Source organism: Duganella sp. CF517 (genome assembly GCF_900110275.1).
In the GTDB taxonomy this organism is placed as follows: Bacteria; Pseudomonadota; Gammaproteobacteria; order Burkholderiales; family Burkholderiaceae_D; genus Rugamonas.
In genome coordinates, this window is record NZ_FODC01000003.1 from 270,450 (window position 1) to 295,587 (window position 25,138).

The following is a 25,138-nucleotide window of genomic DNA, read 5'->3' on the forward strand; positions in this document are numbered from 1 at the left end:
GATGCTATCCCAGCTGGCGGACGATGTGCGGTCCGAGCGCGTTGGCCAGCGACAGCGGCAACAGGCGCCATGCCTTGATCAGCAGCTGGAAGCGCGGATTGAGCGGCTGCACGTCGCGCAGCCGGCTGGCGCGGTGCAACTGGCATTCGTAGTGCAGCGGCTGCGGTTCGAAGCCCCAGTTCTTCTTGAACGCGAACGAGCCGGTGCCGTATTTGCCGCGGCCGAAATCGAACAGCCGGCAGCCGTCCTCGCAGGCGCGGCGCATGACTTCCCAGTACATGAAGTCGTTGGCCGCGAGCGCGCGCGCGGCGGCGCCGCCACCGCCGTAGTAGGGAATGATCTCGCCGCGGAAGTGGAAGCTGAGCACCGAACTGACCGCTTTGCCCGCGTGCTCGATGCTCAGCACTTCGCAGTCGTCGCCGAACTCCTGTTGCAGCACGCCGAAGTAGCGCCGGCTGAAGACCGGCGTGCCGAGACGGTGGACGCTGTCGGCGTAGCAGTCGAAGAAGCGCGCCGTGTCGGCGTCGATGTGGCTGCTCAGGCCGAACCCCATGCCTTTGCGCACCATGGCGCGGTGTTTGCGCGGAATCGCCAGCAGGTTGTGCTCCGGGTCGGCCAGCAGCGGCTTGCGGAAGGTGGCGTAGATGTTGCGGGCGAGCCAATCCGGATGGCGCGAGCGCAGCTGGCGGTACTCGAGGTGGTCGACCCCCAGGCGTGCGGCCAGCGCCTGGGCTGCGCGGTCGACGGCGTCGGCGGCGGCGGGGTCGGTGGCGGCGATGCCGCCGTAGACGCAGAACGGCAGCGAGCTCAGGCTGTTGCCGAACAGCAAACTGTTGACCTGCGCCAGCGGCAGGATGGCGTGGATCTTGCCTTCGGCTTCGGCGTACAGGAACCAGCTCGGATGGCCGAACGCGGTTTCGATCACCCGCTGCCAGCCGGCGCGGTGGAAGAAGGTCGCGTCCGGGCAGCGCTGCACGAAGTCGTCCCAGCGGGCGCGGTCATCCAGGCCCATGACACCCACGGTGAAAGACTGCGGGCCGTGCTGGTTGTGCGGCATCATGCGGTTCCCAGAAAAATGTCGTCGATACGGCCCCAGCGGAAGTCACCCAGCAGCCTGCCGATGCGGTGTTCCATGCGGTGCAGGTTCAGGTAATGGCGGAAGCGGGTTTTGACGCCGATGCCGGCGGGCCTGGGCTGTCCCGGGTCCAACTCCCAGGGGTGAAAGTAGAATATGCCAGCTTGCCCGTCATGCGAGTTGATGCGTCGCAAGGCCCAGCGAGAGGTGGCGTAGGGCAACAGGCGGAAGTAGCCGCCGCCGCCGGCCGGCATGTTGCGGCCAAGCACGCGTACCGTGCTGATCGGTAATTCCAGCAGGCCGCCGGCGCCCGTGGGACGGGAGGCGAAGCGGGGCGCGTCGGGCATGCCGTAGTGGTCGTGGCGGATCGGATAGATGCTGGAGCTGTAGCGGTAGCCCGCCGCCTGCAGGCTGTCGAGCGCCCACAGGTTGCCGGCGGCGATGGAGAAGCTTGGCGCGCGGTAACCTTTGACGGCCTGGCCGCCCAGTTGTTCGAGCAGGTGCTTGCTGCGCCGGATGTCGTCGGCGAACTCGGCCGGGGTCTGGTCGCTGGCGCGCAGGTGGGCGTAACCGTGGCTGGCCAGCTCGTGGCCGCCGTCGACGATGCGCCGCACCAGCGCCGGGTAGCGTTCGGCGATCCAGCCCAAGGTGAAGAAGGTGGCCCGGGCCTGGTGCGTCTCCAGCAGCGCCAGGATCCGCTCGACGTTGCGCTCGATCCGGCACGGCTGCGCCGGCCATTGCGCGCGGGCGATGTGGGCGTCGAAGGCCGAGACCTGGAAATAATCCTCGACATCGATCGTCAGCGCGTTGCGCAGGGCTTCGGCCGCGGCGACGCTCATGGACGCCCGTCGCGACGGTTGGACAGCCATAGGCCGATGGCGGCGGCGATGCGCTCGGCGGCCCGGCCATCCCAGTGTTGCGGAATGCGGCCGGCCTTGCCGCCGTAGCGCAGGATGTCGCGGCACAGCGCCCGGATCACGGCCGGGTCGCGTCCGGCGATGGCGTTGCTGCCCTCGGTGACGGTGACCGGGCGTTCGGTGTTTTCCCGCAAGGTCAGGCAGGGCACGCCGAGCGCGGTGGTTTCCTCCTGCACGCCGCCCGAATCGGTCAGCACGACCTTGGCGTGCTTCATCAGACTGAGCATGTCCAGATAGGGCAGCGGCGGCATGCAGGCCAGCCGCGGCGCGTCGAGCAGCGCGGTCAGCTGGTGTTGCCTGAGCATGGCGCGGGTGCGCGGATGCAGCGGGAACAGGATCGGCAAGTCCTCGCTGAGCTTGACCATGGTGTCGATCAGCGCGCGCAGGCGCTGCGGATCGTCGACGTTCGACGGCCGGTGCATGGTCAGCAGCGCGTACGCCTGGCCGTCCGGCACGAAGCCGGCCAGATTGGCGTCGTTCAACACTGTCGACACCGGCGGCGCGTGCGGCAACTGGCGCAGCAGCGTATCGATCATGACGTTGCCGACAAAATAGATGCGGTTGGCCGGCACGCCCTCGCGCAGCAGATTGCTCATGCCGCTCGATTCGCTGGTGAACAGCAGATCGGACAACTGGTCGGTCAGGATGCGGTTGATTTCCTCCGGCATCGAGCGGTCGTAGCTGCGCAGGCCGGCCTCGACGTGAAACACGGGAATGTTCTTCTTGGCCGCCGTCAGCGCGCAGGCCAGGGTGGAGTTGACGTCGCCCACCACCAGCACGGCGGTCGGCGCGGTTTGCTCCAGCACCGGCTCGAAGCGCCGCATCACCTCGGCCGTCTGGACCGCGTGGCTGCCGGAGCCGACGTCCAGGCGGAAATCGGGCTCGCCCAATTCCAGCGTCTTGAAGAACTGGCCATCCATGTCCTGGTCGTAGTGCTGGCCGGTGTGGACCAGTAGCGTTTCGGCCCGATAGTCGGCTTGCTTGATGGCGCGCAGCACCGGCGCCACCTTCATCAGGTTCGGGCGCGCCGCGACGACGCAGGCGATGCGCGGAAGCCGGGAAGGCTGGGGAATCGTGGATGTGGGCATGGCCGCTCCGCTTAGAACGCCACCGTCAGGGCGGCACTGGCACCGTTTTCCCGGTAGTTGCCTCCGGTATTGCTGGTGTGACGACTGTGGCGCAGGCTGACCTCGGCGCCGATGTTGGCTTGCAGTTGATGCGACAGCGCCACCCGCAGCATGCTGTTGCGGTCTTCGCGCCCGGTGCTCAGCGATTGGACCCGGTTGTGGCCGGCGCCGACGGTCAGGCCGCCGCGCGCCGACATCCGCCAGTTCCAGCCGATCTGGACGGCGCTCTGGCGCGTGTGGTCCTCCAGGGCCAGCTCGTCGGGGCCCAGCAGCACGCTGTCGATCACGCTGCTGGCCTGGGCCAGGCGCCGCGTGGTCGACAGATGCAGCGCCAGCGCGCCGCGCGTGCCGCTGTAGACCGTCGCCAGGCGCATGGATTTCTGCAGGTAGTAGCGATGGCTGAAGAAATTGACGTTGCCGTCCTTGCCCAGCATCTGCGAGATCATCAGGAACACCTTGATGGTTTGCAGCCGTTTTTGCGGATCGGGGATGCGGGTTTCCCACAGCTGATAGAGGAAGTCGCTCAGTCCGGCCGGCGCGATGCTGAGGAACTGGCCGTGGGTGCTGGTGATGTCTTCGCTGTAGTCCAGGGTCCACAACATGCTGCGCATGCGGTACGACGCGTCGAGCGTGTAGGTCTTGCCGAAATACCGGCGGCCGAAGCTGGCCGAGACGCTGGTGCGCGGCGACGGCGACCAGGTCGCGCCCGCCGTCCAGTAATGTCCCGCCGGCGTGCCTCGGCTCGACGCGTAGTCTCTTTTTTCGTAGCCGCCGGTGCTGAACAGGGCGATGTCGTTGTTGAGCGCGTAGCTCAAGGTCAGCGCGCCGTCGGTCATCGTCACCGGCGACGTGGCGGCGTCGTCGATGTGCCGGCGCTCCAGATCGAGGTCCCAGTTCCAGCGGCGCCCGGCGTTGTCGCCGGTCAGGCGCAGCGCGGCGCCGTCGTTCCGCACGCCGAGCAGGTCGCCGCTGTCGACGCGCTGGTAGTCGTAGCGCAGCACGGCGGTCGCCAGGCCGCGGACGTAGTGCCGCAGATACGGGCTGAAGCTGTGCGAGCGGACCTGGCGGCTGTTGTCGGTCACTTGCGCGGCGTCGACCCGCTGCGGGCCGAAGGCGGAAACGTTCTGCAGGCCGATGCTCGAGCGCGCGTCGAGGTACAGCCAGTCCGGCAAGACTTCGGCGTGGCCGGCGGCGTCAAGCTGCTGGTGGGTGCGGTCGGCCTGGCGCGTGTACAGCACTTTTTGCAGCGCGTACGACAGCGCCAGGTTCAGGCGCGGGCCGTCGCTGGCGGTGATGCTGACGCCGGGCGAGACTTCCGTCGTCAGCTCGCCGCGGGCGCCGGTGGACGCCAGGTTGACGTTGTCGGTGTAGCTTTCGCGCATGCTCAGCACCGGCACGACGTTCCAGTCCGCCGCCGGCGCCGCCGCGGGCAGCAACAGCAGCACCAGCACCGGGAACGGTCGGGCGAGCGGGCGCGGCGCGCACCTAATCATAATAACCATAGTATTCGCCAGCGGGGAAAGCCTTGCTCTTGTTATAGATGAGACTGACGTTCGGACAATGCTCGATCCGGCGCAGCGCCTCCTTGACGTCGTGCTGCGTGGTGCGCTCCGATTCGACCACCAACACTATTTGCCCCATCTGCGCTGCCAGCACGCTCGCCTCCGTGGTCAGCAGCAGCGGCGGCGAGTCGAAGATGACGATGCGGTCGGCGTAACGCTCGGCGATCTCCTTGAGCAGGCTGCTCATGCTGCGGCTGGCCAATAGTTCCGTGGTGTGCTTGTTGGCGCGCCCGGCCGGCAGGATGCTCAAGGTGCTGACGTTGGTGCGCAGGATGACGTCCGACAGTGCGGTCTTGTCGCGCAGCAGGATGTCCATCAGGCCGGGTTCCGGCGGCAGGCCCAGCACCCTGAGCACCGACGGCCGGGCGACGTCGGCGTCCACCAGCAGCACCGTGATGTCCATCTCCATGGCGATGCTCATCGCCAGGTTGACGGCGCAGTAGGTCTTGCCCTCGCCGGGCAGCGCGCTGGTGACGATGATCAGGTTGCCGTGGCGGATGGGCGGCGTGTCGTTATCGCCGCGCGCGTTGCGCAGCAGCGGACGCTTGATGATGCGGAAGTCCTCGGCGACCGGCGTACGGCCGCCGTCGTGGGTGACCATGCCCAGCTGGTTGAGCCTGGCCAGATTGAGCTCGACACAGCGGGGCGGCGTCAACGCGCCGGGCTGGGCCGGCGGCACCGGCAGGATAGGCAGCTCTGTGGGTTTGTCCATGGTCGGTCCGGTTGGTCGCTATCGCAGGATGGTGGTCGCCAGCACGCCGCCGTAGGCCATGAACAGGCTCGACAAGGCGGCGCCGAATGCGTATTTGCCGCGCTTGCGCTTGATTTTTTCGCCCTCGGTCCAGTTCATCGCCACCGTGCCCAGCACCGGCAGGCCGGTGCGTTCGCGCAGTTCGCCGGGACGCAGGAAGGTCGGCCGCACCTGGCTGATCAGCAAGGCGGTGGCGATGCCGGTCAGCAGCGCGCCGGCCAGCACCACGCTGAACAGCAGCAGGCGGTTGGGACCGATCGGCGTCAACGGCACCGTCGGCGGGTCGATGATCTTGAAGGTCATCATGTCGGTGGTGGAACTGAGGTCGCCGGACAGCTTGGCGGCCTCGCGCCTTCCCACCAGCTTTTCATAGTTGTCCTTGTTGATCATGTAGTCGCGGTTGAGCTGGGCCAGCGCCGACTCGACCTCCGGCACCGCGTTGGCCTGCGCCAGCAGGCGCTCGTGGCGGGCGTTGTATTCCTGGACCCGGGCGGCGATCGAAGCCACCTTGGCGTCGGCGGCCGCCTGCGCCACCTTCAGTTGTTGCAGCATCGGGCTGAAATTCTTGCCCGGATCGCTGGACGGCTTGAGCTTGCCTTCCTCGACCTTGCGCGCCTCCAGCTGCGCCACCAGGCGCTTGGCGGCGACGATGTCCGGGTGCAGCTCGGTGTATTGCAGGCGCAGCGCGTCGAGGTTCTTGTTGATGGCCGAGATGCGGCCGTCAAGCTCGGGGTTGTCGATGCCGGCCGGCGCGGCCAGCGTATCGAGGATGGGCTCGTCGCCGCTGATCTGGCTGGTGATGGCGTTGCGCGCCTGTTGCGCCTCGACCAGTTCCAGCTTGGCGGTGTTCAGCGCGTCGGCCGATTGCTCGATCTGGGTCGAGTAGTCGCTGCCCTGGCGAGGCAGCAGGCCGGTGTTCTTGCGTTTGAATTCCTTGAGCGAATTTTCGGCCGCGATCAGCTTGAATTCATAGGCCTTGATCTGGTCGTCGATAAATTGCACGGCTTTGCGGGTTTCGCCGTTCTTGCCTTTGAAACTGCCTTCGAGGAATATGGTCAGCAGCGATTGGACGACGTCGCGCACCAGGCGCGGATTGCGGTTGCTGTAGGTAATCGTATAGATATCGTAGCTACCGGTGCCGCCGATCTTGATCTTGCTCATCAATTCATCGAGCTGGCGTTGCTGGTCGCGCGGGGTCTTGGCGTTGATGTCCAGGTCGACCATGCGCATGACGCGCTCGACGTTGGGACGGCTCAACAAGGTGCGGCTCATGATCGACACTTGCTGCTCGACGTTGGGCACGCTCGTCATGCCCGCCAGCAGCGGTTTGAGGATGCTCTGGGTGTCGACGAACACACGCGCCGTGGTTTGGTAATCGTCCGGCAGCATCGCCACTTTGGCCCAGCCCAGGGTCGCCACCAGCCACATCGCGGAGAGCGCGTACCAACGGTACTTCCATATCCCCTTCAGGCTGGATATGAGCTGGTTGATTAACTCCTCCATAGTCGATTGTCTCCAGTGACAGCGCGTGCGCGAACCTAAACGAAACTAAACGAACCTGAACGAACTTAAACGAACTCAAATTATATGGCTGGGATAATACAAATTTCCCTTAACTCAGGGCTGCTTGAGACAGATCAAGCGGAGTGGGCCGTGTTTTCTGAATGATGGACTCCAGACTATTCAACGGAAGCGGTCATGCCTACCTACCTGCGGTTTCCAGCCGGCGCGATCGTCGCGGCGGCCCTGTTGCTGAGCGCCTGCGCCAGCCGCGTCTCCCTCGAGCCGCCCGAGGAGCCGCCGGCGCAACCGGCCTATCTGATCGGCGCCGGCGACAACATCAACATCAATGTCTGGCGCAACCCCGAAGTGTCGGTCAGCGTGCCGGTGCGGCCGGACGGCAAGATCACCACGCCGCTGGTGGAGGATTTGCAGGCGGCCGGCAAGACCTCGACCCAGCTCGCGCGCGACATCGAAAAGGCGCTGGAGAAATACATCCAGCAACCGATGGTGACGGTGATCGTGACCAGCTTCGTCGGGCCGTATTCGCAGCAGATACGGGTCATCGGGCAGGCGGCGCGGCCGCAGGCGCTGGCCTACCGCCAGGGCATGTCGCTGATGGACGTGCTGATCGCCGTCGGCGGCATCACCGATTTCGCCGCCGGCAACAAAGCCAACATCATCCGCAGCGTCGACGGCACCCGGCGCGCGGTGCCGGTGCGCCTGCACGACCTGCTGCGCAAAGGAGATATTTCCGCCAATGTTGCGATGTTGCCCGGGGATGTGCTGGTGATTCCGGAGGGCTGGTTCTAGCGCTGGCGCCATCCGGGCCTAGCTGTGGGGAAAATATATTTTTCAAATCGGGGAACTTTTTGACAAATGTCGAGGTCTGACCTGCATGCCCAGTCGCCTCTTTGCCGGCGGCTGGCCGACAGACCTGACAGGATGCCAACCGTGCAACATGACGATGCGATAGTTTCCTTTGAAGCCAGTGCAGGCCTGCGCGACCTTGTGGTCGGCGAGGGCAAAGAAGAATCCGTACTGGATCACCCGCTCGACCAGCAGACATTTCACATACGCATGGCCAATTCACAAGGCCGGCGCGAGGCGGCCAGTCTGCTGCTGAAGAAAATGTACGGCTGGCGCGGCTACTCGGTGGACCCCAACGCCACCCATTCCCCGAATAAGATCACGCTGTTCGCGGAAACCGGCGGCCACACCGTCGGCACGATGTCGCTGTGCCTCGACTCGCCGGACATCGGCCTGCCGGCCGACGAGAACTTCCGCGACAAGCTCGATGAGTTGCGGGGCCAGCAACGCCGCCTTTGCGAGCCGTCGCGGCTGGCGATCGACAAGGGCGTGTCCAAACGCGTCTTCGCCGCGCTGATCCACATTTCGTATATCTACGCGCGCAATATCCACGGCTACACCGACTACATCATCGAGGTCAATCCGCGCCACGTGATGTTTTACAAGCGCATGCTGGGCTTCCGCGATTTCGGCGGCGAGCGGCAATGCACGCGGGTGGGTGCGCCGGCCGTGCTGCTGCGGCTGGAGCTCGAATACATGGGCGAGCAAATCCGCAAGTTCGGCGGCTTGATGGAGGCGCAAGATAACGAGCGGTCCTTCTATCCGTTCTTTTTCCCCACGTGGGACGAGCCCGGTATCACCGGGCGCCTGATCAACGGCCAGACGTGAGCGGGGCGGCTTGGCGGGCTGGCCGCTGATCGGCCGATTCGCCCGCCTTGCCGGATTTTCCCAGCGCGACGCTGAGATGGTTGCGGATATCGGTGTTGGCGGGGGCGAGCGCGGCCGCCTGCTTCAACAACGGCAGCGCCCGATCCAGCCTGCCTTGCTCGACCAGTATCCAGCCCAGCGTGTCGAGAACGATCGGGTCGGCGGGCGCGCCCTTGCTGGCCTGCTCGGCCATGGCGAGGGCGCGCGGGTCCTTCTGCTGCTGATACAACCACGCCAGATTGTTCAGGACGACGGGATGGTTGGGCGTGGTCCTCAGCAATTGCTCGAACTGCGCGGTACTTGCCGGGAAGTCTTTCTCGGCGAGCAGGCTGTTGGCGAAATACAGGCGCGTGATGCGGTCGTCGGCGTGCTTGTCCAGCCATTGCCGCATGCGCGTGCGCGCCTCGGCTGTCTTGCCCGACTGTACCAGGGCGCTGTACAACGGGATCAGGGTGGGGCCCGATGCTTGCATGTCGTAGGCTTTTTGATACAGCGCCAGCGCCGGCTGCATCTGTTTCTGCGCCATCAGCACGTCGCCTTCGAGCTTGTAGCCCAGCGGGCCGTCGCTACGCGCCTTTTGGAAGCCCCGCACCGTTTGCAGCGCCTGCGGCCAATCGCGCTGTGCGATCAACAGCCTGGTCAGGGCGACCTGGGCCTGTGGATAGTCGGGCCGCAGCGACAGCGCCTTGTGCAAGGCCTTGGCCGCGTTGCCGGTGTCCTTGACGGCGGCATAGGCGTCGGCGATGCGCAATTGAAGTTCCGCCGAGGACGGCTGCAGCACGGCCAGTTTGGTCCAGTTTTCCAGCGAGCCGTCCTTGTCGCCGCCACGGGTTTGCAACTCGGCCAGCACCGCCAGCACATTCGAGTCCGACGGATTGGTGGCTTGCAGTTTTTGCGCCAGCACCAGCGCCTTGGCCAACTCGTTGCCGCGCGCGTAGAAGGTCACCAACCGCAGCGACGCCGCGATGTCGTCCGGGTGGTCGCGCACCACCCGCTCGAGCCAGGTCCGCGCCTCCGGCTGTTTGTTCTGCGACAAGGCCAGGTCGGCCAGCGCGCCCATCACGTCGGCGCTTTTCTGGTCCTTGGCCAGCGCCGCCTGCAGGCGCTGGCGTGCCTGATCGGGTTTCTTCTCCTTCAAATCCATCTGCGTCAGATTGTTTAGCGCCGGCATGTACAGCGGTTCGAACTTGAGCGCCTTCTCGAAGCTCGCGCGGGCGCCGGCGGTGTCGCGATTCATCAGCAGCACGCCACCCTTGAGATTTTGCACCATGGGATTGCCTTCCTGCTGCGCCTCCAGCCGCTTGACCGCCTCCAGCGCCTTGCCATATTCCTTGTTGCGCAGCTGGCTCAGCACCAGCAGCACGCCGGCGCGCGACGACTTCACGTCCATCTGGGTGGCGCGTTCCAGCTCGGCGATGGCGCGGTTGTTGTCGCCCATGCCCATATGGCTCATCGCCAGCGCGGCGTGCAGCATGGTCTCCCGTGGCGCCAGCTTGGCGGCCTGCTCCAGGTAGCCCGCCGCCTTGGAGAACTGGCGCAGCCGCATGTGGATCTCGCCGGCCAGGGTCAGCATCTCCAGGTCTTGCTGGTGGCTGGGCAACAACGGCTCGATCAGTTCCAGCGCTTGCGCCGGCATGCCGGTGTTCATCAACACCGTGGCCAGCAGCTTGCTGGCGTACGGGTGGCCCCGATTGGATTCGAGGAATTTGCGCAGATATTGCTCGGCTTGCGTGTACGAACCGAGGCCGCGCAGCACCGCGCCCATCAACAGGTTGCTGGGCAGGTGGTCGGGCGCGGTGCGTAGCACCCGCTGCAGGTTTTCTTGTGCGGCCGCCAGTTTGCCTTCGCGGAAGTCGAGCAGCGCCTCCGTGTAGAGCAGCATTAGATTGTTGGCGGCAACCCGACGCGCGATGCCCAGTTCGGCGCGCGCTTCGTTGAGCTTGCCGGCCTGGACATGCAGGCTGGCCAGGTCCACATGCGCCTGCACCTGGACCGGATGCAGGGTCAGCACTTTTTGATAGGCCAGTACCGCGTCGGCATTCTTCCCTTGCAGGCGCAACAGGTCGCCTTTCTGGCGCCAGACGTCGACGTCGTCCGGCGCATGCGCCAGCGCGCGCTCGAGCAGCGCCATCGCCGCGTCATGCCGGTCGGATTCGAGCGCCAGCCGCACCTGCCCCAGCAGCGCGGCCGGATGGTCGGGATGCCGTGCCAGTATTTGTTCGAACACCTGGGCCGCTTCGTCGATGCGGTTCAGTCCCGCCAGCGCATGGCCGCGCAAGGCCATCACCCTGGGCTGCTGCTCGTCGGCCTTGATCTCGTCAAGAATCTTGCCGTACTGGCCTTGCAGCAGCATGGTCCTGCCGATCAAAGGCAGGACGTCGGCGGCCGGCACGCCCAGTTCCAGCGCGCGCCGCAACTCCTTTTCGGCCGATAGGGTGTCGCCGGTGTCGAGGTAGAGCTGGCCCAGCATCAGGCGCGCGGCGCCGTTGGTCGGCGTTTTCTGCAGCAGGTTCTTGAGCTGGATCACGGCCGACTTGGGTTCGCCCTTGGCCACGTGCTGGCGCGCGGCCGTCAGCAACTGCAGGTCGCTTTGCGTGCGGCCGCAACCGGCCGCCAGCGACAGGATCAGCGACGCCAGCAAAGCGCGCGACAGCAGGCGGGGAGCGGGACAACGGGGCATGGGATTCTCCAGATTATCGGTCTCCCTAGAGTAGGAACGATAGCCGCCGGGGCCGTTGATCGGACGCAAAGCAGGGGGCGGGCGGGGGCCATCCAGCGCAAAGGGCCGTCGTTTGTGCCATCTCAAGCGCGAGCACGACGTCGTCCGTAGAATCGGCGAGACGTCTTTCAACGCTTGCAAACGAGGTGCTCAAATGGAAGTGGTCGCCGTTGTCGGTCTAGGATATGTCGGCTTGTCGCTGGCGGTGTCGTTCGGCACGCGCCGTCGCACCATCGGACTGGATTTGTCGGCGCGCAAAGTCGCCAGCTACCGCCGGGGCATCGATCCCAGCGGCGAGGTGTCGGAACAGCAGTTCGCCGCCTCGCGCTGGCTGGAGATGGGGTGCGATCCGGCGGCGCTGGCCGAGGCCGACGTCATCATCGTCGCCGTGCCGACGCCGGTCGACAGCGCGCACAATCCGGACTTCTCGGCCCTGATCGGCGCCAGCCAATCGGTCGGCCGCCACATGAAGCCGGGCGCGGTGGTGGTCTACGAGTCCACCGTGTATCCGGGCGCGACCGAGGAGATCTGCATACCGATCCTGGAACAGTGCTCCGGCCTGGCGTGGCAGCGCGACTTCCATGTCGGCTTCTCGCCCGAACGCATCAATCCGGGCGACAAGGAACACACGCTGACGTCGATCCGCAAAGTCGTCTCCGGCGACGACGCCGACACGCTCGAACGGGTTGCCGCGCTGTACGAGGAGGTGGTCGACGCCGGCGTGCACCGCGCCTCCAGCATCAAGGTGGCCGAGGCCGCCAAGGTGATCGAAAACACACAGCGCGACCTCAACATCGCGCTGATGAACGAGCTGGCGATCATCTTCGACCGCATGGAAATCGACACGCTCGAGGTGCTGCAGGCGGCCGGCACCAAATGGAATTTCCTGCCGTTCCGGCCCGGCCTGGTCGGCGGCCATTGCATCGGCGTCGATCCCTACTACCTGACCCACAAGGCCGAAATGCTGGGCTACCACCCGCACGTGATCCTGGCCGGCCGCCGCATCAACGACGGCATGGCCAAGTTCGTGGCCGAGAAAACGGTCAAGGAGATGGTGCGCGCCGGCTTCAAGCTCAAGGGGTGCAAGGTCAACGTGCTGGGCCTGACCTTCAAGGAAAACTGCCCGGACCTGCGCAACTCCAAGGTCGCCGATCTCATACGCGAGCTCGAATCGTATGGTTTGCAGGTGCACGTGCATGATCCGGTCGCCGACGCGGACGAGGCCATGCATGAATACGGCGTCAAGCTGGAGAGCTGGGACGAGCTGCCGTGCGCCGAGGCGCTGATCGCCGCCGTCGGCCACCGCGAGTTGTCGGCCCGGCCGCTGGCGCAGGTGCGCGAAAAAATCGCCGCCAGCGGCTGTTTCATCGATCTCAAATCGCAGTTCGACGAAGCGGCCCTGCGCCAGGCCGGCATGAGCGTCTGGAGGCTCTGATGGGCGACTATGAAAACGGCACGCCGGCCACCTCGGTATACCAGTCCGCGCGCGAGCATCTGGAGCGGGAGCAATACCGTTGGGTCATCACCGGGGCGGCCGGATTCATCGGATCGAACTTGCTGCAGGCGCTGCTGGAGTTAGGCCAGCGCGTCGTCGGGCTGGACAATTTCCTGACCGGCTATCGCCATAATCTGGACCAGGTGCGCGACCAGGTCGGACCGGCGGCGTGGCGCCGCTTCGAGCTGGTTGAAGGCGATATCCGCGACCAGGCCGCTTGCCGGCAAGCTTGCGAGCGGGCCGATTTCGTGCTGCACCAGGCGGCGCTGGGCTCGGTGGCGCGCTCGATCGACGACCCTTTGCTCAGCAACGACGTCAACATCGGCGGCTTTCTCAACGTGCTGGACGCGGCGCGGCTGGCCGGCGTCAAGCGCTTGGTGTACGCGGCGTCGAGCGCCACCTACGGTGACCATCCGGCGCTACCGAAGCGGGAAGACCAGATCGGCAACGCCTTGTCGCCGTACGCGTTGACCAAGCACGTCAATGAGTTGCATGCCGCGCTGTACGCGCGCTGCTACGGCGTGCAGACGATAGGCTTGCGATATTTTAATGTGTTCGGACCGCGCCAGGACCCTTGCGGCGCGTATGCGGCCGTGATCCCGCTGTGGATCTCGGCGCTGATGGAACAACGGCCGCTGGTCATCAACGGTGATGGCGAAAGCAGCCGCGACTTTTGCTATGTCGCCAACGCGGTGCAGGCGAACCTGCTGGCGGCGCTGACCGACAAGCCGGCCGCCGTCAACCAGGTCTACAATGTCGCGCTCAACGCGCGCACCAGCCTGAACGAGCTGTATCTGATACTGCACGGCCTACTGGTCGAGCGTTACCCGCATCTGCGCGACTACCAGCCCACCTATGGCGCATTCCGCGCCGGCGACGTGCGCCACTCGCAGGCGGATATTTCGAAGGCCGCCAATCTGCTGGGCTATGTGCCGACGCACGACCTGCGGCGCGGTCTCGACCAGGCGCTGCGCTGGTACACCGCGCAACAGCAAACGCGTCGGGCGGAATAGGCGGTACGCCGTGATCGGCCATCGTCGCGCCGCCGTTGCGCATCCATCGCCGGTTACGCAGCGCTAAATCCCCCCTGCGTATCCGCTGACGTATGGGGCGCTTCAAATGGGTGTTCGCCTCACGGCACCGGCTGGTTGAGCGTCAATGTCCGTGCAACCCCGCGAAAATCCACCGTGTGCAACGTTACCGGCTTGCGCCACACGCGGCAGACGTAATTCAACACCTGATCCGCCTGATCCAGGTCCAGGCCGCGGCCATCGCGCGCGTGGTCGTGGCGCAGCACCAGCCCGCCGTCGTCATGCATGCGCTCGACGGCGATGCACGGCGCGCCGTAGTTGTATTTCGGCCCCAGGATCGCCTCGCGCACGTCGTTGATATCGCGGCTCAGCACCCGGGTTTCGCCATCCTTGCGCGACTGGTAACTGAACAGATCGAGCTCGTCCGCCAGCTCCGGGTCCAGGTGGTTGCGGATGAAGCCGAAGTCATCCTCCTCCGCGCACACGCGTCGCGCGGCCTCCAGGCCATGCCTGTCGATGATGCGCTCCCACATGCTGTAGCCGAGATGGTAGGGATTGACCGCCAGCGCCAGTTGTTGCTCCCCGGCGTAGGGACGCACGACATCTGAATGCGCCTTCAGCGCCTGCAAATACAGCTCGTGCGGCAGGAAGTCGGCCTCGCGCAACAGCCGCGCGTGCCAGTACGAGGCCCAGCCCTCGTTCATGATTTGGCAGGCGTGAACCGGGTAGAAGTAGAACGATTCCTCCCGCACGGCCAGAAAGATGTCGCGCTCCCAGTCTTGCAGCGCGGGCGCGTAGCGGGCGATGAACCACAGCAGATCCTGCTCGGGATACGGCGGTAACGGACGGGACGGGGGCTCGCGCACGCGCTGCGGCGCCTCGCCGGGCAAGCCTTGGTAGCGCCGCTGGAAGCTGACCGCCGTGGGTGGCTGGTGCTGGTGGTGTTGCTCGTGGTGCTGGTGGTGCTGTTGGTGCGGCCGGGGCGGCCGGTCGCCGGTGCCGGGCCGCTGGGGATCGGCCGGGGCGGGGTAGGGCGCGCGGTACAACTCGTGGTTAATGTCGACGTGCGGCTCCAGCGCCAGCGCCGCGTCCAGCACGGCCTCCACGCGCTGCTGCCCATGCCGCGCCAGCGCATCTTCCAGCCGGTGTGCGCGCGCCGCGCTTTGCTCGATGATGCGGCCGCCCGCCATCGCCATGACGCGTGCGAACAGCGCGTTGCGGCGGACGAAATCCGCATGCCCGATGACATGGGCGCTGACCAGCGTGTTCTCGGCCAGGCTGTTGCTGTCCATCATATATGCGCGGCACGGATCGCCCGGAAACATCACTTCGAATATGCGCGAGTGTCCCATGTGCTGGTGCAACAGCTGGTGGATGTAGCGCACGCCGAACGACCAGTGGTGCATGCGGACCGGCACGCCGTAGACGGCGACCTCCAGCATGAAGTTCTGCGGCACCAGTTCGAAGTCGACCGGGTAGTATTCCAGTCCCAGTTCGCGCGCCAGCTGTTCGATGCGGTCGGCGTAATCGCGCAGCGTGCTCATTGCGCCGCCTCCCTGACGAGAAACTGCCGGATCGCGACGAAGACATCGTCGCTATTGCTGAGCACGGCACTGGAAACCGGCAGGCCCTGGCGCTCCCGCTCCCGCCACAGCCGTCCCATTTCCGTTTCCAGCACGCGCGGCATGCCGGGCAGGGTTTCGACGTAGGCCATGAAATTGAGGCGTCTGGCCAACTGTCCCAGGGCGATACCCGCCACCGAGCGGTCCTCGGAAAAATTGTCGCCGTCCGAGGCGTAAAACAGGTAGCCGTTGACGTTGGCGTCGTCGTAATGCTCCTCGAGCAGCGACAGCGCCAGGCGAAAGCCGCTGGACGCCATGGTGCCGCCCATGCCGCTGACCTGGAAGAAGTCGCGCTCGTTGAACTCCCACGCGCGCGCCGCGTGCGCCAGGAAGCGCAGTTCCACGCGCTGGTATTTCTTGCGCAAGCCGCGCAGCGCCAGAAAGAAAAACGTCTTCGCCAAGCGGCGCTCGGCCTGGCTCATGCTGCTCGACACGTCCAGCACGAAGAACACCACCGCGTTGCTGGTGGGGCGCGGATGATGCACCAGTTGCCGGAAACGCAGGTCGTCGTTGGTGAAAGGCGGCGGCTGCGCTTGCACCGCGCGGCGTTTGATCGCCTCCTTGACGGTGCGCCGCCGATCCAGCCGCGAGCGCGCGCCGCGCTTGTCCCAGCCTTCGCGCACGTATTCCGGCTCATCGAGTGTCGCGGCGCCGCGCGGTTGCAGCTCCGGCAGCTCGAACTCGTCCCACAACCATTCGAAGATGTCGTCGATGGCGAACTCCATCAGCAGCCTGGCTTCGCCGTCGGCGTCGCCGCCTTCGCCGGGCTCGTCGAAATCGTGGTCGGGCGGGCGCAGCACATCGCCGGGCATTGCCGGTCCCTGGCCGGCGCCGACGCTGGCGTGGCTGTTGGAAAGTTTGAAGCGCGCGTGCTCCAGCAGCTTCAACGGCACGCGCACGCTGCGCTGGTCCCGCCCGGTCATCACATCCGGCGCCGAGATCATGTCGGGCAAATGCTGGCGCACCGCCTCGCGCACCTTGTCGTTGTGCCGCAACCAGTCGCGCGCGCCGCGCGAGAACAGGTCGTACCAGTCGTTCGGGCCGGTTTGCATCGTCATTCCTGTGCCAGCAAGGTGGTGACGTAGTTGAGCGCTTCGCGCGCGCAGTGGCTGTCGTAGCCGTACTCGTCGACCAGGCGGCGCTCGACGGCGGAAATCTTCGCCCGCACCTCGTCGTCGGGGCGCTTGGCCGAGCCGACCAGGCGCAGCACATCGCGCCGCTGTTCGAACAGGTACTGTTGCAGCGCGTCGCGCAGCTGCGCGTGGCTGCCCAGGCCGAAGCGCTCGCCGCGCTTGTAGGCGCTCATGGCCTTGCGTACCACTTCCTGCCGGAACGATTGTTTGCCGGAATCGGAGATGTGGATTTTCTCCTCGACGGCGCGCAGGAACCGTTCGTCGGGCCGCCGCTCCTCGCTGGTGATCGGATCCTTGACCTGGCGGTTGTCGAGCATGGCTTCCACCTCGTCCAGATACTTGCCCAGCAGGTCTTCCACCTCCTGTTCGAAGGAAATGAACAAGGCCTTGTGCACATCCTCCTTGACCCAGCGGTTGTAGAACTCCTTGCGCGTGAGTACCAGGTAGTCGACCCACTTGCGTTTGCGGGGCGGTTCGATGCGGGCATCGCTCTCGATGCCGTCCTTGAGCGCGAGCAGCAAATCCATCGTGCTGAGGCTGCTGCGCTGCGACTGGATGATGGCGTTCGACAAGGCATTGATGACGAAGCGTGGCGACACGCCGGACAAACCCTCGTCCGGCGCCTTTTCCTTGTTGCGCACACGCAGCGCCTCGGAGTGATGCACGCCGTCGACGTCCTCGCCCGCATGGAGGCGCACGCGGCGCGCCATTTCGTTGTCGCGGTCCTCGCCCTCGTGCAGCCGGGTCAGGACGGCGAACACCGCCGCCGCGTGCAGCACGTGCGGATCGAGGTGGACGCTGCGGAAGGCCGCCGCGGCCGCCAGGATCAGCTTGTGGTAGATGCGCGCCTCGTCGCGGTAGTTCAACGTGTACGGCACCTGCACGATCACCATGCGGTCGAGCAGGCCTTCGTTTTCGCTCTCCTGCAGGAACTTGCGGAACTCGGCCAGGTTGGTGTGCGCCAATATCGTCTCGTCCAGATAGATCAGCGGAAAGCGCGCCACCTTGACGTTCTTTTCCTGCGTCAACGTCAGCAGCAGGTACAGGAATTCGCGTTTGACCTTCAGGATCTCGATCATCTCCAGCATGCCGCGGCTGGCCGCGTACACCGCGCCCGACCACGACCAGGCGCGCGGGTCGCCCTCGTCGCCGTAGTCGGCCACCTTCGACAGATCGATCGAGCCGACCAGGTCGGCGATATCGGCCGTATTCGGATCGTGCGGCGCGTACGTGCCGATGGCGCTGCGGCCCGCCTCGGAAATAAAGATGCGTTCGACCGGCATGCGCAGGAAGTCGCCGGCCAGTTTGTCCTCCAGCCGCGCGCGGCAGTGCGGGCACAGCTCGCCGGCGACCTCGACGTCATAGGTGACGCGGAAGCCCGAGCGCATCGTGTGCGGCACCAGGTGCAGCGGCGATTCGTGCACTGGACAGCCGGCGATGCCGTACAGCGCGCCCTGGTCGGTACGGCTGTATTCCTCGAGTCCCCGTTTGAGCCGGATCACCAGCGTGGATTTGCCGCCGGACGGTGGACCGAGCAGCAGCAACAGCCGCCGGCCGACCTCGGAGCCGGCGGCGGCGGCCTTGAAATAGTCGGCCACGCGCGCCAGGGCGTCGTCAATGCCGAACAACTCGTCCGCGAACAGGCCGCAGCGCAGCTTGCCGTCCTCGCCGTGCTTGCCGCTCCAGCGCAGCATGTCCCAGATGTACTGGTGCGAGCTGCGCGCGTACTGGCACGGGGAGGCCGGCAACACCTGCTCCATGAACTGCGAAAAACTACCGGTCCAGTGCCCGGCACGGTGCTGGCGCGTGAAGGCCAGCAGCTGTTGCTGGAATTGTGCTTGTTCGGTCGGTTGATCCATCGTCGCCTGTCCTCCAGCGTCGCGCAAAGCCGGAAGCGCGGCACTTCGAAGTATGGTCCGACGCAAAGCAGGTCCCCTGATCTGCCTCAAATGGAAAAAGGGATTTTTATGGCTGCGGCGCGGTCATCGCTGGCCGAAGGCGGCCGCCGGAGGCACAGGCGAAAAAAAACCGCGGCACCGTCAGGCGCAGCGGTTCGATGTCCGGCACCGGGAAAACCCGATGCGGGTGTCAGTGCGGTGCGTAGTTGACGCTGGTCGCTTCCTTGATCACGCGGCCGGCGGTGCGCGCCGCATTGGCGGCGCCGTCGCCACCGATGCCGTCGCCGGCTTCGTGCGCCATGCCAACCAGGCCGACGGCCGCCTGGGCGTCGCCGGCGCTCGCCGCGCGTTCGAACAAGGCGATGGCCTCGCTGCGCTTGTCGGGGTTCGACAAATACCGCAGTGCCAGTTCGCGCTGGGCGACCGCCGAACCCTGGTCCGCCCATTCCTGTAGACGTCGTTCCGCCGCCGGCTGGCCCTGGGGACCGATTTGCATCGCGGCGGCTTCAATCACGGTCGAGGCGGGTACGGTACCTTCCTGTGCCTGGCAGGCGATCAACGCCCCGACCAGAACCAGAACCGATGATACCAACACACCTGACTTGTTGAATAAATCCATATTTTAGTTACCCTTGGTAATCGCCGTTTAAGACGCATTGCACCATTATACTTGCATTTCGGCAAATTGTCTCTTACGCAATACTACGCAGACACGAAATCCGCGTGCGAGAGCATACGATATCGTCCAAATCCCTGTCGCACGTCCGGCTCAGCCACGTTGTACGCCCCGCGCACGTCGAATGGTGGCGATATTAACATGAAGACTTTGACACATCGGATTGCAAGTGGCGAATCGGGGTAACAATTGTAACCATTCGTTAACCAGGCAAATAACGGTTGCATCGAGCATGCCAGTGTGCACTGCAACATGAGCGTTCGTCACGATGCTCGAGCGTTTGCGGAGGGTTCAGTGCGGCCACGGAACAGCCGCAGGCGGTGGCCGGGATGGCCACCGTTACGTCAGGCCGGTGTGGTGGGGCCGTCGCGGGGGACGTTACGCAGCAGCCAGTCCTCGGCGTGCCGCAGTACGAGTTGATATTCGGCTTGCAAATCGGCGAACAGGGCAGGGATATGCTGGGTCTGCCGCTCGGCGAGCGCCTGCTCCAGCTTGAGCGAGGACGCCACCAGGCGCTTGGCGCCCAGCGTGCCGACGGAGCCGCGCAAGCTGTGGAAAATCTTGCCGGCATCGACAAGACGCTGTTCCTCGATGGCGGCGCGGGCCTGGTCGAACGGGGCCAGGCCGGGCGCGCAGGCGTCGCGGACGATTTTGGACACGATCGCCAGCGCCTTGTCGTCGTTGCCCATGTATTTGAGCAACGTGACGACCGAGAATACATTCTCTTCGGGTGCAGACGTACTGGTTTCAGACATGCGGCGCTCCACAACGACAATAATTGACTAATAATACACTGACGGCGGATGTTGCCGTAGAGATTGTCCGAACTTACGCCGGCCTGGTCGACGCACGTTTGGGCTACATCAACACACTACTGTTGACCGTTGTTGAATTGCTGCGCCAGCGTCTGCAGCGGCACGGCGGCGACGGCCGGCGCGGCGCCTTCGGGCGGGGCCACGCGCACCGGCTTGCCGCCCGTCTTGGTTGCGTGCAGCACGTTGGCCGTCGCTTCGGGCGCGGCGTTCCACACCGGGTTGTCGAGCCCCTCGAACACCCGCTTGAGCTGGTCGCCCCAGGTGTTGCGGATCATCTGGAAATACTGGTTGCGCTCGTCGATGGTGACGAAATGCGTCACCGCCAGCGTATCGGTCGCGTAGACCAGCAAGTCGAGCGGCAGGCCGACCGAGACGTTGGAGCGCAACGTCGAATCCATCGAAATGAGCGCGCACTTGGCGGCATCGTCGAGACTGGTGGCGGGCGTGACCACGCGGTCGATGATCGGTTTGCCGTATTTGGCCTCGCCGATCTGGAAGTAGGTGTTTTCGTCGTGCGACTCGATGAAATTGCCGGCCGAATAGATCTGGAACAGGCGGCAGCGCTCGCCCTTGATCTGGCCGCCGAAGATAATGCTGACATTGAAGTCGATGCCGAACCCGGCCAACGACTTGGCGTCGCGCTCGTGCACGCGGCGCACGGCGTCGCCGAGGATGCGGGCGGCCTCGTACATGTCCGGCGCGTCCCACAGGCTGTGGCCGTCGGCCGCCTGCTCCGACACCAACTGGCGTATCGATTGCGAAATCGACAAGTTCCCGGCGGTCATCATGACCAGCATGCGCTCGCCCGGGACCTCGAACACGCTCATCTTGCGGAACGTGCCCACCTGGTCGACGCCCGCGTTGGTGCGCGAATCCGATAAAAACACCAGCCCGGCGTCGAGGCGCATGCCCACACAGTAAGTCATCGTCGTAAAGTATTGAATATAAGTACGACTATTTTACACGTGGTAATTACTTGGCGCCTATTTTCACGTCGACTTCCATCGATTCCTGGCCGCCGCCGCGCCGCACGCCACGCACCGGGGCGGCGGCGTCGTAGTCGCGGCCGATGGCCAAACGGCAATAGGCGTCGGTCATCAGGCGCGCGTGGGTGACGTCGATGCTGATCCAGCCGACGTAGTCCTTGTCCTCGGCCCAGGCGTCGACCCAGGCGTGGCTGGCCGCGTGGCCGGTGTCCTCGGGATCGATGTAGCCGGACACATAGCGCGCCGGGATGCCGTGCGCATGGCAGCAGGCCAGGAACAGGTGGGCGTGGTCCTGGCACACGCCCTGGCCCAGCGCCAGCGCGTCACTGGCGGTGGTGGTCACGACGGTCGCACCGCTTTGATACCGGACCGCACCAAAGATGTGCTCGGCGAGCGAAAGCAGGTCCTTGCTTTGCGCCCGGCCTTCCGGCAGACACGACGCGGCCAGTTCCAGGATCGCGGGCGTGGCCTCGGTCAGGCGCGTCGGCACCGTGAATATCAGCGGCGACAGCGTGTCGCCGTTCGGCACCCGGCCCTTTAGCGGCATCTCGGTCTGGATCACGCCGGCGGCGACGATGGTCAGGCCGTGGTGCGGCGTGGCCATCGTCATCATATGCGACAGGTTGCCGTAGGCGTCGGTGTAGGCGTGCACGTGGCCGGGCATCGCGATATTCCACGACAACACGTGCTGCTGCGGTTCCTTGCGCGGTGTCAGGTGCAACTGCTGGATGGTGTAGGCCAGCGGCGTGGTGTAGGTGTAGCGCGTTTCATGCCGTATATTCAGTTGCATGGATCAGTCGCTCCCTCAGGCCGCCAGCGGCACCAGGAAATCGCGGCTGACGCGGTCGCCCAGTTGGTTGATGTCGGCCAGGAAGCGGGTCAGCGTCTCGTGCAGGCCGGCCTCCAGGATGTCGTCGATGTTGCTGAATTGCAGCGCCGCGCGCAGCCGGCCAGCGAGGCGCTCGGTATCGGCCGAGACGTCGTTGCGGACTTCGGCCAGGTTCTGCACCACCTCGTCCATGCACGCCAGCAGCGAGCGCGGCATGTCACCGCGCAGCATCAGCAGCTCGGCGATGCGGGCCGGCGTGATCACGTCGCGGTACACCTTGCGGTAGATCTCGAAGCCGGACACCGAACGCAGCAGCGCGCCCCAGTAGTAGAAATCGTGCTGGCTCATGGCCTCGCTACGGGTGGCCTCGGCGCCGCCGCCATGGAACTTGACGTCGAGGATGCGCGCCGTGTTGTCGGCCCGTTCGAGGAAGGTGCCGAGACGGATGAAATGCACGGCCTCGTCGCGCAGCATGGTGCCCACGGTCACGCCGCGCGACAGGTGCGAGCGGAACTTGACCCATTCGAAGAATTTGCTCGGATCGTCCTCCAGCAAATCGCTGTCGAGGCGCTTCTGCATGTCGAGCCAGGTCTGGTTCTGGATTTCCCATACTTCGGTGGTCAGGGTGCCGCGCACCGCGCGGGCGTTCTCGCGCGCCTCGGTCAGGCAGGCCACGATCGACGACGAATTGTCCGGATCGCGCACCATGAAATCGATGACCTCGCGCGCCTCCAGCGTCTTGTGCTTGGCGTCGTAGGCCGCCTGCAGCTCGGAAATGCCGAGCATGGCTTTCCAGCCGTGGGCGTTGTCCTCGTCGGACTGCGGCAGCATCGACGTCTGCACGTTGACGTCCAGCATGCGGGCGGTGTTTTCGGCGCGCTCGGTATAGCGCGCCATCCAGAACAGGTGATCTGCGGTACGGCTTAACATGGTGTCTCCTTAGCGTTCCAGTATCCAGGTGTCTTTGGTGCCGCCGCCTTGCGACGAGTTCACCACCAGCGAGCCTTCCTGCAATGCCACGCGGGTCAGGCCGCCGGGCACCATCGAAATGGTCTTGCCGGACAGCACAAACGGACGCAGGTCGATGTGGCGCGGCGCGATGCCGTTCTCGACATAAGTGGGGCAGGCCGACAACGCCAACGTCGGCTGGGCGATGTAGCCGTCGGGCTTGGCCAGCAGGCGCTGGCGGAAGTCCTCGATCTGCGCCTTGGTCGACGCCGGTCCGACCAGCATGCCGTAGCCGCCGGCGCCGTGCACCTCCTTGACCACCAGCTCGCCCAGATTGGCCAGCGTATAGGCCAGGTCCTCTTTTTTGCGGCATTGGTAGGTCGGCACGTTGTTCAGCACCGGTTCCTCGGACAGGTAGAACTTGATCATCTCCGGCACGAATGGATAGATGGACTTGTCGTCGGCCACGCCGGTGCCGATGGCGTTGGCCAGGGTCACGCGGCCGGCGCGGTACACCGACAGCAGGCCCGGCACGCCGAGCGAGGAATCCGGGCGGAACGCCAGCGGATCGAGGAAGTCGTCGTCCAGGCGGCGATAAATCACGTCGACGCGCTTGGGTCCGCGCGTGGTGCGCATGAACACGGTGTTATCGCTGACGAACAAATCCTTGCCCTCGACCAGCTCCACGCCCATTTGCTGGGCCAGGAAGGCGTGCTCGAAGTAGGCCGAGTTGTACATGCCCGGCGTCATCACCACCACCGTCGGATCGTTGATGCCCATCGGCGCGACCGAGCGCAGATTGTCGAGCAACATGTCCGGATAATGGTCGACCGGCGCGATTTTGTTGCGGGCGAACAATTCCGGGAACAGCCGCATCATCATCTTGCGGTCTTCCAGCATGTAGGAGACGCCGGAAGGGACGCGCAGATTGTCCTCGAGCACGTAGAACTCGCCGGCGCCGGCGCGCACGATGTCGACCCCGGCGATGTGGGCGTAGATGTCCGACGCCACGTTGATGCCTTGCATCTCCGGCCGGTACTGGGCGTTTTTGTAGATCTGCTCGGCGGGAATCAGGCCGGCCTTGATGATGTTCTGGTCGTGGTAGATGTCGTGAATGAACATGTTCAACGCTTTCACACGTTGAACCAGCCCGGCTTCCATCTTTTTCCACTCGGCGGCGGGGATGATGCGGGGAATCGTATCAAAGGGGATCAGCCGTTCGGTGCCGGCGTCGTCGCCGTAGACGGCGAAGGTGATGCCGACGCGGCGGAAGGTCAGATCGGCCTCGGCCCGCTTGCGCTCGATGGTTTCGGCGGATTGGCGCTGGAGCCAGCCGCAAAACTCGCGGTAATGTTCACGTACCTCGGCGCTGGCGTGGTGGGCCAGGCCATCAGCGGTCATTTCGTTGAAAAATTTTGCCATGTCGAACGTTCCTCTGTGGAGTGCCTTTATCTTCTATCAAGAAGTGTGCCAGAGGAAATGCCCGATATTGGTGCGTTACTACACTATGGGGATAACTACACTTTGGACGATAAGGACGCAAAACGCCAAGGCACGCTACGAAGCATACCTTGGCGCTGGGAATTGTGTTGGACAGAATGCAATCGTGCTGTCCCCTCAACAATTAAAGGTTGCCGCTGCCCGAGCCGGTGCTGCCATAGCCGGAACCGGTCTGGCTGCCGACGCCGGACTGGCTGCCGTAGCCCGGATCGCTTTGCAGGCTGGAGCTGCCCGCGCCCATCACGCTGCCGCTGGCGGTGCGGGTGCCCAGGGCGCCTTGCTGGGTGCCGTAGAAGTTGTGCAGCTGCGTGCTGAACTCGGCGCTGGCCATGTCGGGCCAGTTATCCTTGTCGAATCCCGGCGCGTTTTTCAGGTGGTCTTTCGACACGTCCAGCAGGAAGCGTTTGTTGACGGTATCCAGTTGCAGGGCCTCCCAAGGCACGGCGAACAGTTTGTCGCCCATGCCCAGCCAGCCGCCGAACGACAGCACCGCGTAGGCCACTTTGCCTTGGCGCATGTCGAGCATGATTTCCTTGATGTCGCCCAGGTCTTCTTCCTGGCGATTGTAGACATCCTCGCCGATCAGCGTGTCTGCGCCCATCAGGCGTGGGCCGGGGCCGCTGTTGACGTCGAGGTCGTTATCGAGGTCGGTGTAAATGCCGTAGGTGTCGCGGTCTAGGTAGCTCATGATGGTCTCCAAGTGGTTGAACAAGTCCCGTCATACGTGCCGCGGGAACAGGGCTCATCATGCGTCCAGCGCGACGGTAGAGGTATAGGTGCGCGTGCGGTGTCGGTGTAGGACGGGGATGAGTTACTG

The 25,138-nt window shown here is 65.0% G+C and carries 21 protein-coding genes; 4 read left to right on the forward strand and 17 right to left on the reverse strand.

The annotated features are described in order from the left end of the window. Positions 1–4: 4 nt before the first annotated feature. From BMX85_RS12950 to BMX85_RS12975, 6 genes are read right to left on the reverse strand one after another with little or no spacing between them, the layout of a single operon-like run. Positions 5–1,060: a FemAB family XrtA/PEP-CTERM system-associated protein gene (locus tag BMX85_RS12950; protein ID WP_229210431.1), complete on the reverse strand. Its 1,056-nt coding sequence runs from the start codon at positions 1,058–1,060 to the stop codon at positions 5–7. Beyond that, a complete protein-coding gene (locus BMX85_RS12955) occupies positions 1,057–1,914 on the reverse strand; it encodes an XrtA system polysaccharide deacetylase (protein WP_090318359.1) in 858 nt (285 codons plus the stop codon). Before BMX85_RS12955 ends, BMX85_RS12950 begins: the two co-directional genes overlap by 4 nt. Then, on the reverse strand, positions 1,911–3,080 hold the full coding sequence (gene wecB, locus BMX85_RS12960) for a non-hydrolyzing UDP-N-acetylglucosamine 2-epimerase (RefSeq protein WP_090318363.1): 1,170 nt from the start codon (positions 3,078–3,080) through the stop codon (positions 1,911–1,913). The genes BMX85_RS12955 and wecB overlap by 4 nt, the downstream gene beginning before the upstream one ends. A gap of 11 nt (positions 3,081–3,091) precedes the next feature. Further along, positions 3,092–4,621, reverse strand: coding sequence for a TIGR03016 family PEP-CTERM system-associated outer membrane protein (locus tag BMX85_RS12965; protein ID WP_090318366.1), 1,530 nt, complete (start codon positions 4,619–4,621; stop codon positions 3,092–3,094). Further along, on the reverse strand, positions 4,605–5,393 hold the full coding sequence (locus tag BMX85_RS12970) for an XrtA-associated tyrosine autokinase (protein WP_090318369.1): 789 nt from the start codon (positions 5,391–5,393) through the stop codon (positions 4,605–4,607). Before BMX85_RS12970 ends, BMX85_RS12965 begins: the two co-directional genes overlap by 17 nt. Positions 5,394–5,411: 18 nt before the next feature. Further along, on the reverse strand, positions 5,412–6,935 hold the full coding sequence (locus BMX85_RS12975; protein ID WP_090318371.1) for an XrtA system polysaccharide chain length determinant: 1,524 nt from the start codon (positions 6,933–6,935) through the stop codon (positions 5,412–5,414). A gap of 195 nt (positions 6,936–7,130) precedes the next feature. Here BMX85_RS12975 and BMX85_RS12980 point away from each other — a divergent pair, with 195 nt between their 5' ends. Further along, positions 7,131–7,745 carry an XrtA/PEP-CTERM system exopolysaccharide export protein gene (locus tag BMX85_RS12980; protein WP_090318373.1) on the forward strand — a complete coding sequence of 205 codons (615 nt, stop codon included), beginning with the start codon at positions 7,131–7,133 and terminating at the stop codon, positions 7,743–7,745. A 267-nt stretch (positions 7,746–8,012) separates the two neighbouring features. Further along, positions 8,013–8,630, forward strand: a complete 618-nt coding sequence (locus BMX85_RS12985) for an N-acyl amino acid synthase FeeM domain-containing protein (RefSeq protein WP_229210432.1) — start codon at positions 8,013–8,015, stop codon at positions 8,628–8,630. Here the strand turns inward: BMX85_RS12985 and prsT are convergent. Then, complete coding sequence (gene prsT, locus BMX85_RS12990) at positions 8,614–11,349, reverse strand: XrtA/PEP-CTERM system TPR-repeat protein PrsT (RefSeq protein ID WP_090318379.1); 2,736 nt, start codon at positions 11,347–11,349, stop codon at positions 8,614–8,616. The genes BMX85_RS12985 and prsT overlap by 17 nt on opposite strands. A 193-nt stretch (positions 11,350–11,542) precedes the next feature. Here prsT and BMX85_RS12995 point away from each other — a divergent pair, with 193 nt between their 5' ends. Next, positions 11,543–12,823 carry a nucleotide sugar dehydrogenase gene (locus tag BMX85_RS12995; protein WP_090318382.1) on the forward strand — a complete coding sequence of 427 codons (1,281 nt, stop codon included), beginning with the start codon at positions 11,543–11,545 and terminating at the stop codon, positions 12,821–12,823. Then, the gene (locus tag BMX85_RS13000) at positions 12,823–13,896 is read left to right on the forward strand and encodes an SDR family oxidoreductase (protein ID WP_090318385.1); all 1,074 of its coding nucleotides are present in this window, start codon (positions 12,823–12,825) and stop codon (positions 13,894–13,896) included. The genes BMX85_RS12995 and BMX85_RS13000 overlap by 1 nt, the downstream gene beginning before the upstream one ends. A 119-nt stretch (positions 13,897–14,015) precedes the next feature. Here the strand turns inward: BMX85_RS13000 and BMX85_RS13005 are convergent, their stop codons facing one another. The 10 genes from BMX85_RS13005 to BMX85_RS13050 form a co-directional block, all read right to left on the reverse strand. Continuing rightward, positions 14,016–15,458, reverse strand: a complete 1,443-nt coding sequence (locus tag BMX85_RS13005) for a SpoVR family protein (protein ID WP_090318389.1) — start codon at positions 15,456–15,458, stop codon at positions 14,016–14,018. Continuing rightward, positions 15,455–16,594 (reverse strand): DUF444 family protein, encoded by a 1,140-nt coding sequence (locus BMX85_RS13010; RefSeq protein WP_229210433.1) that lies wholly within the window; start codon positions 16,592–16,594, stop codon positions 15,455–15,457. The genes BMX85_RS13005 and BMX85_RS13010 overlap by 4 nt, the downstream gene beginning before the upstream one ends. Further along, entirely contained in the window at positions 16,591–18,528 is a 1,938-nt protein-coding gene (locus tag BMX85_RS13015; RefSeq protein WP_090318394.1) for a serine protein kinase, read from the reverse strand. The genes BMX85_RS13010 and BMX85_RS13015 overlap by 4 nt, the downstream gene beginning before the upstream one ends. A 229-nt stretch (positions 18,529–18,757) precedes the next feature. Next, on the reverse strand, positions 18,758–19,063 hold the full coding sequence (locus BMX85_RS13020; RefSeq protein WP_229210434.1) for a hypothetical protein: 306 nt from the start codon (positions 19,061–19,063) through the stop codon (positions 18,758–18,760). A gap of 524 nt (positions 19,064–19,587) precedes the next feature. Beyond that, positions 19,588–19,998 carry an Hpt domain-containing protein gene (locus BMX85_RS13025; RefSeq protein ID WP_090318398.1) on the reverse strand — a complete coding sequence of 137 codons (411 nt, stop codon included), beginning with the start codon at positions 19,996–19,998 and terminating at the stop codon, positions 19,588–19,590. A 116-nt stretch (positions 19,999–20,114) separates the two neighbouring features. Continuing rightward, complete coding sequence (locus BMX85_RS13030) at positions 20,115–20,984, reverse strand: proteasome-type protease (protein ID WP_090318400.1); 870 nt, start codon at positions 20,982–20,984, stop codon at positions 20,115–20,117. Positions 20,985–21,030: 46 nt separating this feature from the next. Further along, positions 21,031–21,834 carry a transglutaminase family protein gene (locus BMX85_RS13035; protein WP_090318402.1) on the reverse strand — a complete coding sequence of 268 codons (804 nt, stop codon included), beginning with the start codon at positions 21,832–21,834 and terminating at the stop codon, positions 21,031–21,033. Between the two features lie 15 nt (positions 21,835–21,849). Then, positions 21,850–22,803, reverse strand: coding sequence for an alpha-E domain-containing protein (locus BMX85_RS13040; RefSeq protein WP_090318404.1), 954 nt, complete (start codon positions 22,801–22,803; stop codon positions 21,850–21,852). 9 nt (positions 22,804–22,812) lie between these two features. Next, on the reverse strand, positions 22,813–24,243 hold the full coding sequence (locus BMX85_RS13045; RefSeq protein WP_090318406.1) for a circularly permuted type 2 ATP-grasp protein: 1,431 nt from the start codon (positions 24,241–24,243) through the stop codon (positions 22,813–22,815). 202 nt (positions 24,244–24,445) lie between these two features. Next, positions 24,446–25,009 (reverse strand): PRC-barrel domain-containing protein, encoded by a 564-nt coding sequence (locus BMX85_RS13050; RefSeq protein ID WP_090320015.1) that lies wholly within the window; start codon positions 25,007–25,009, stop codon positions 24,446–24,448. Between the last annotated feature and the right edge of the window lie 129 nt (positions 25,010–25,138).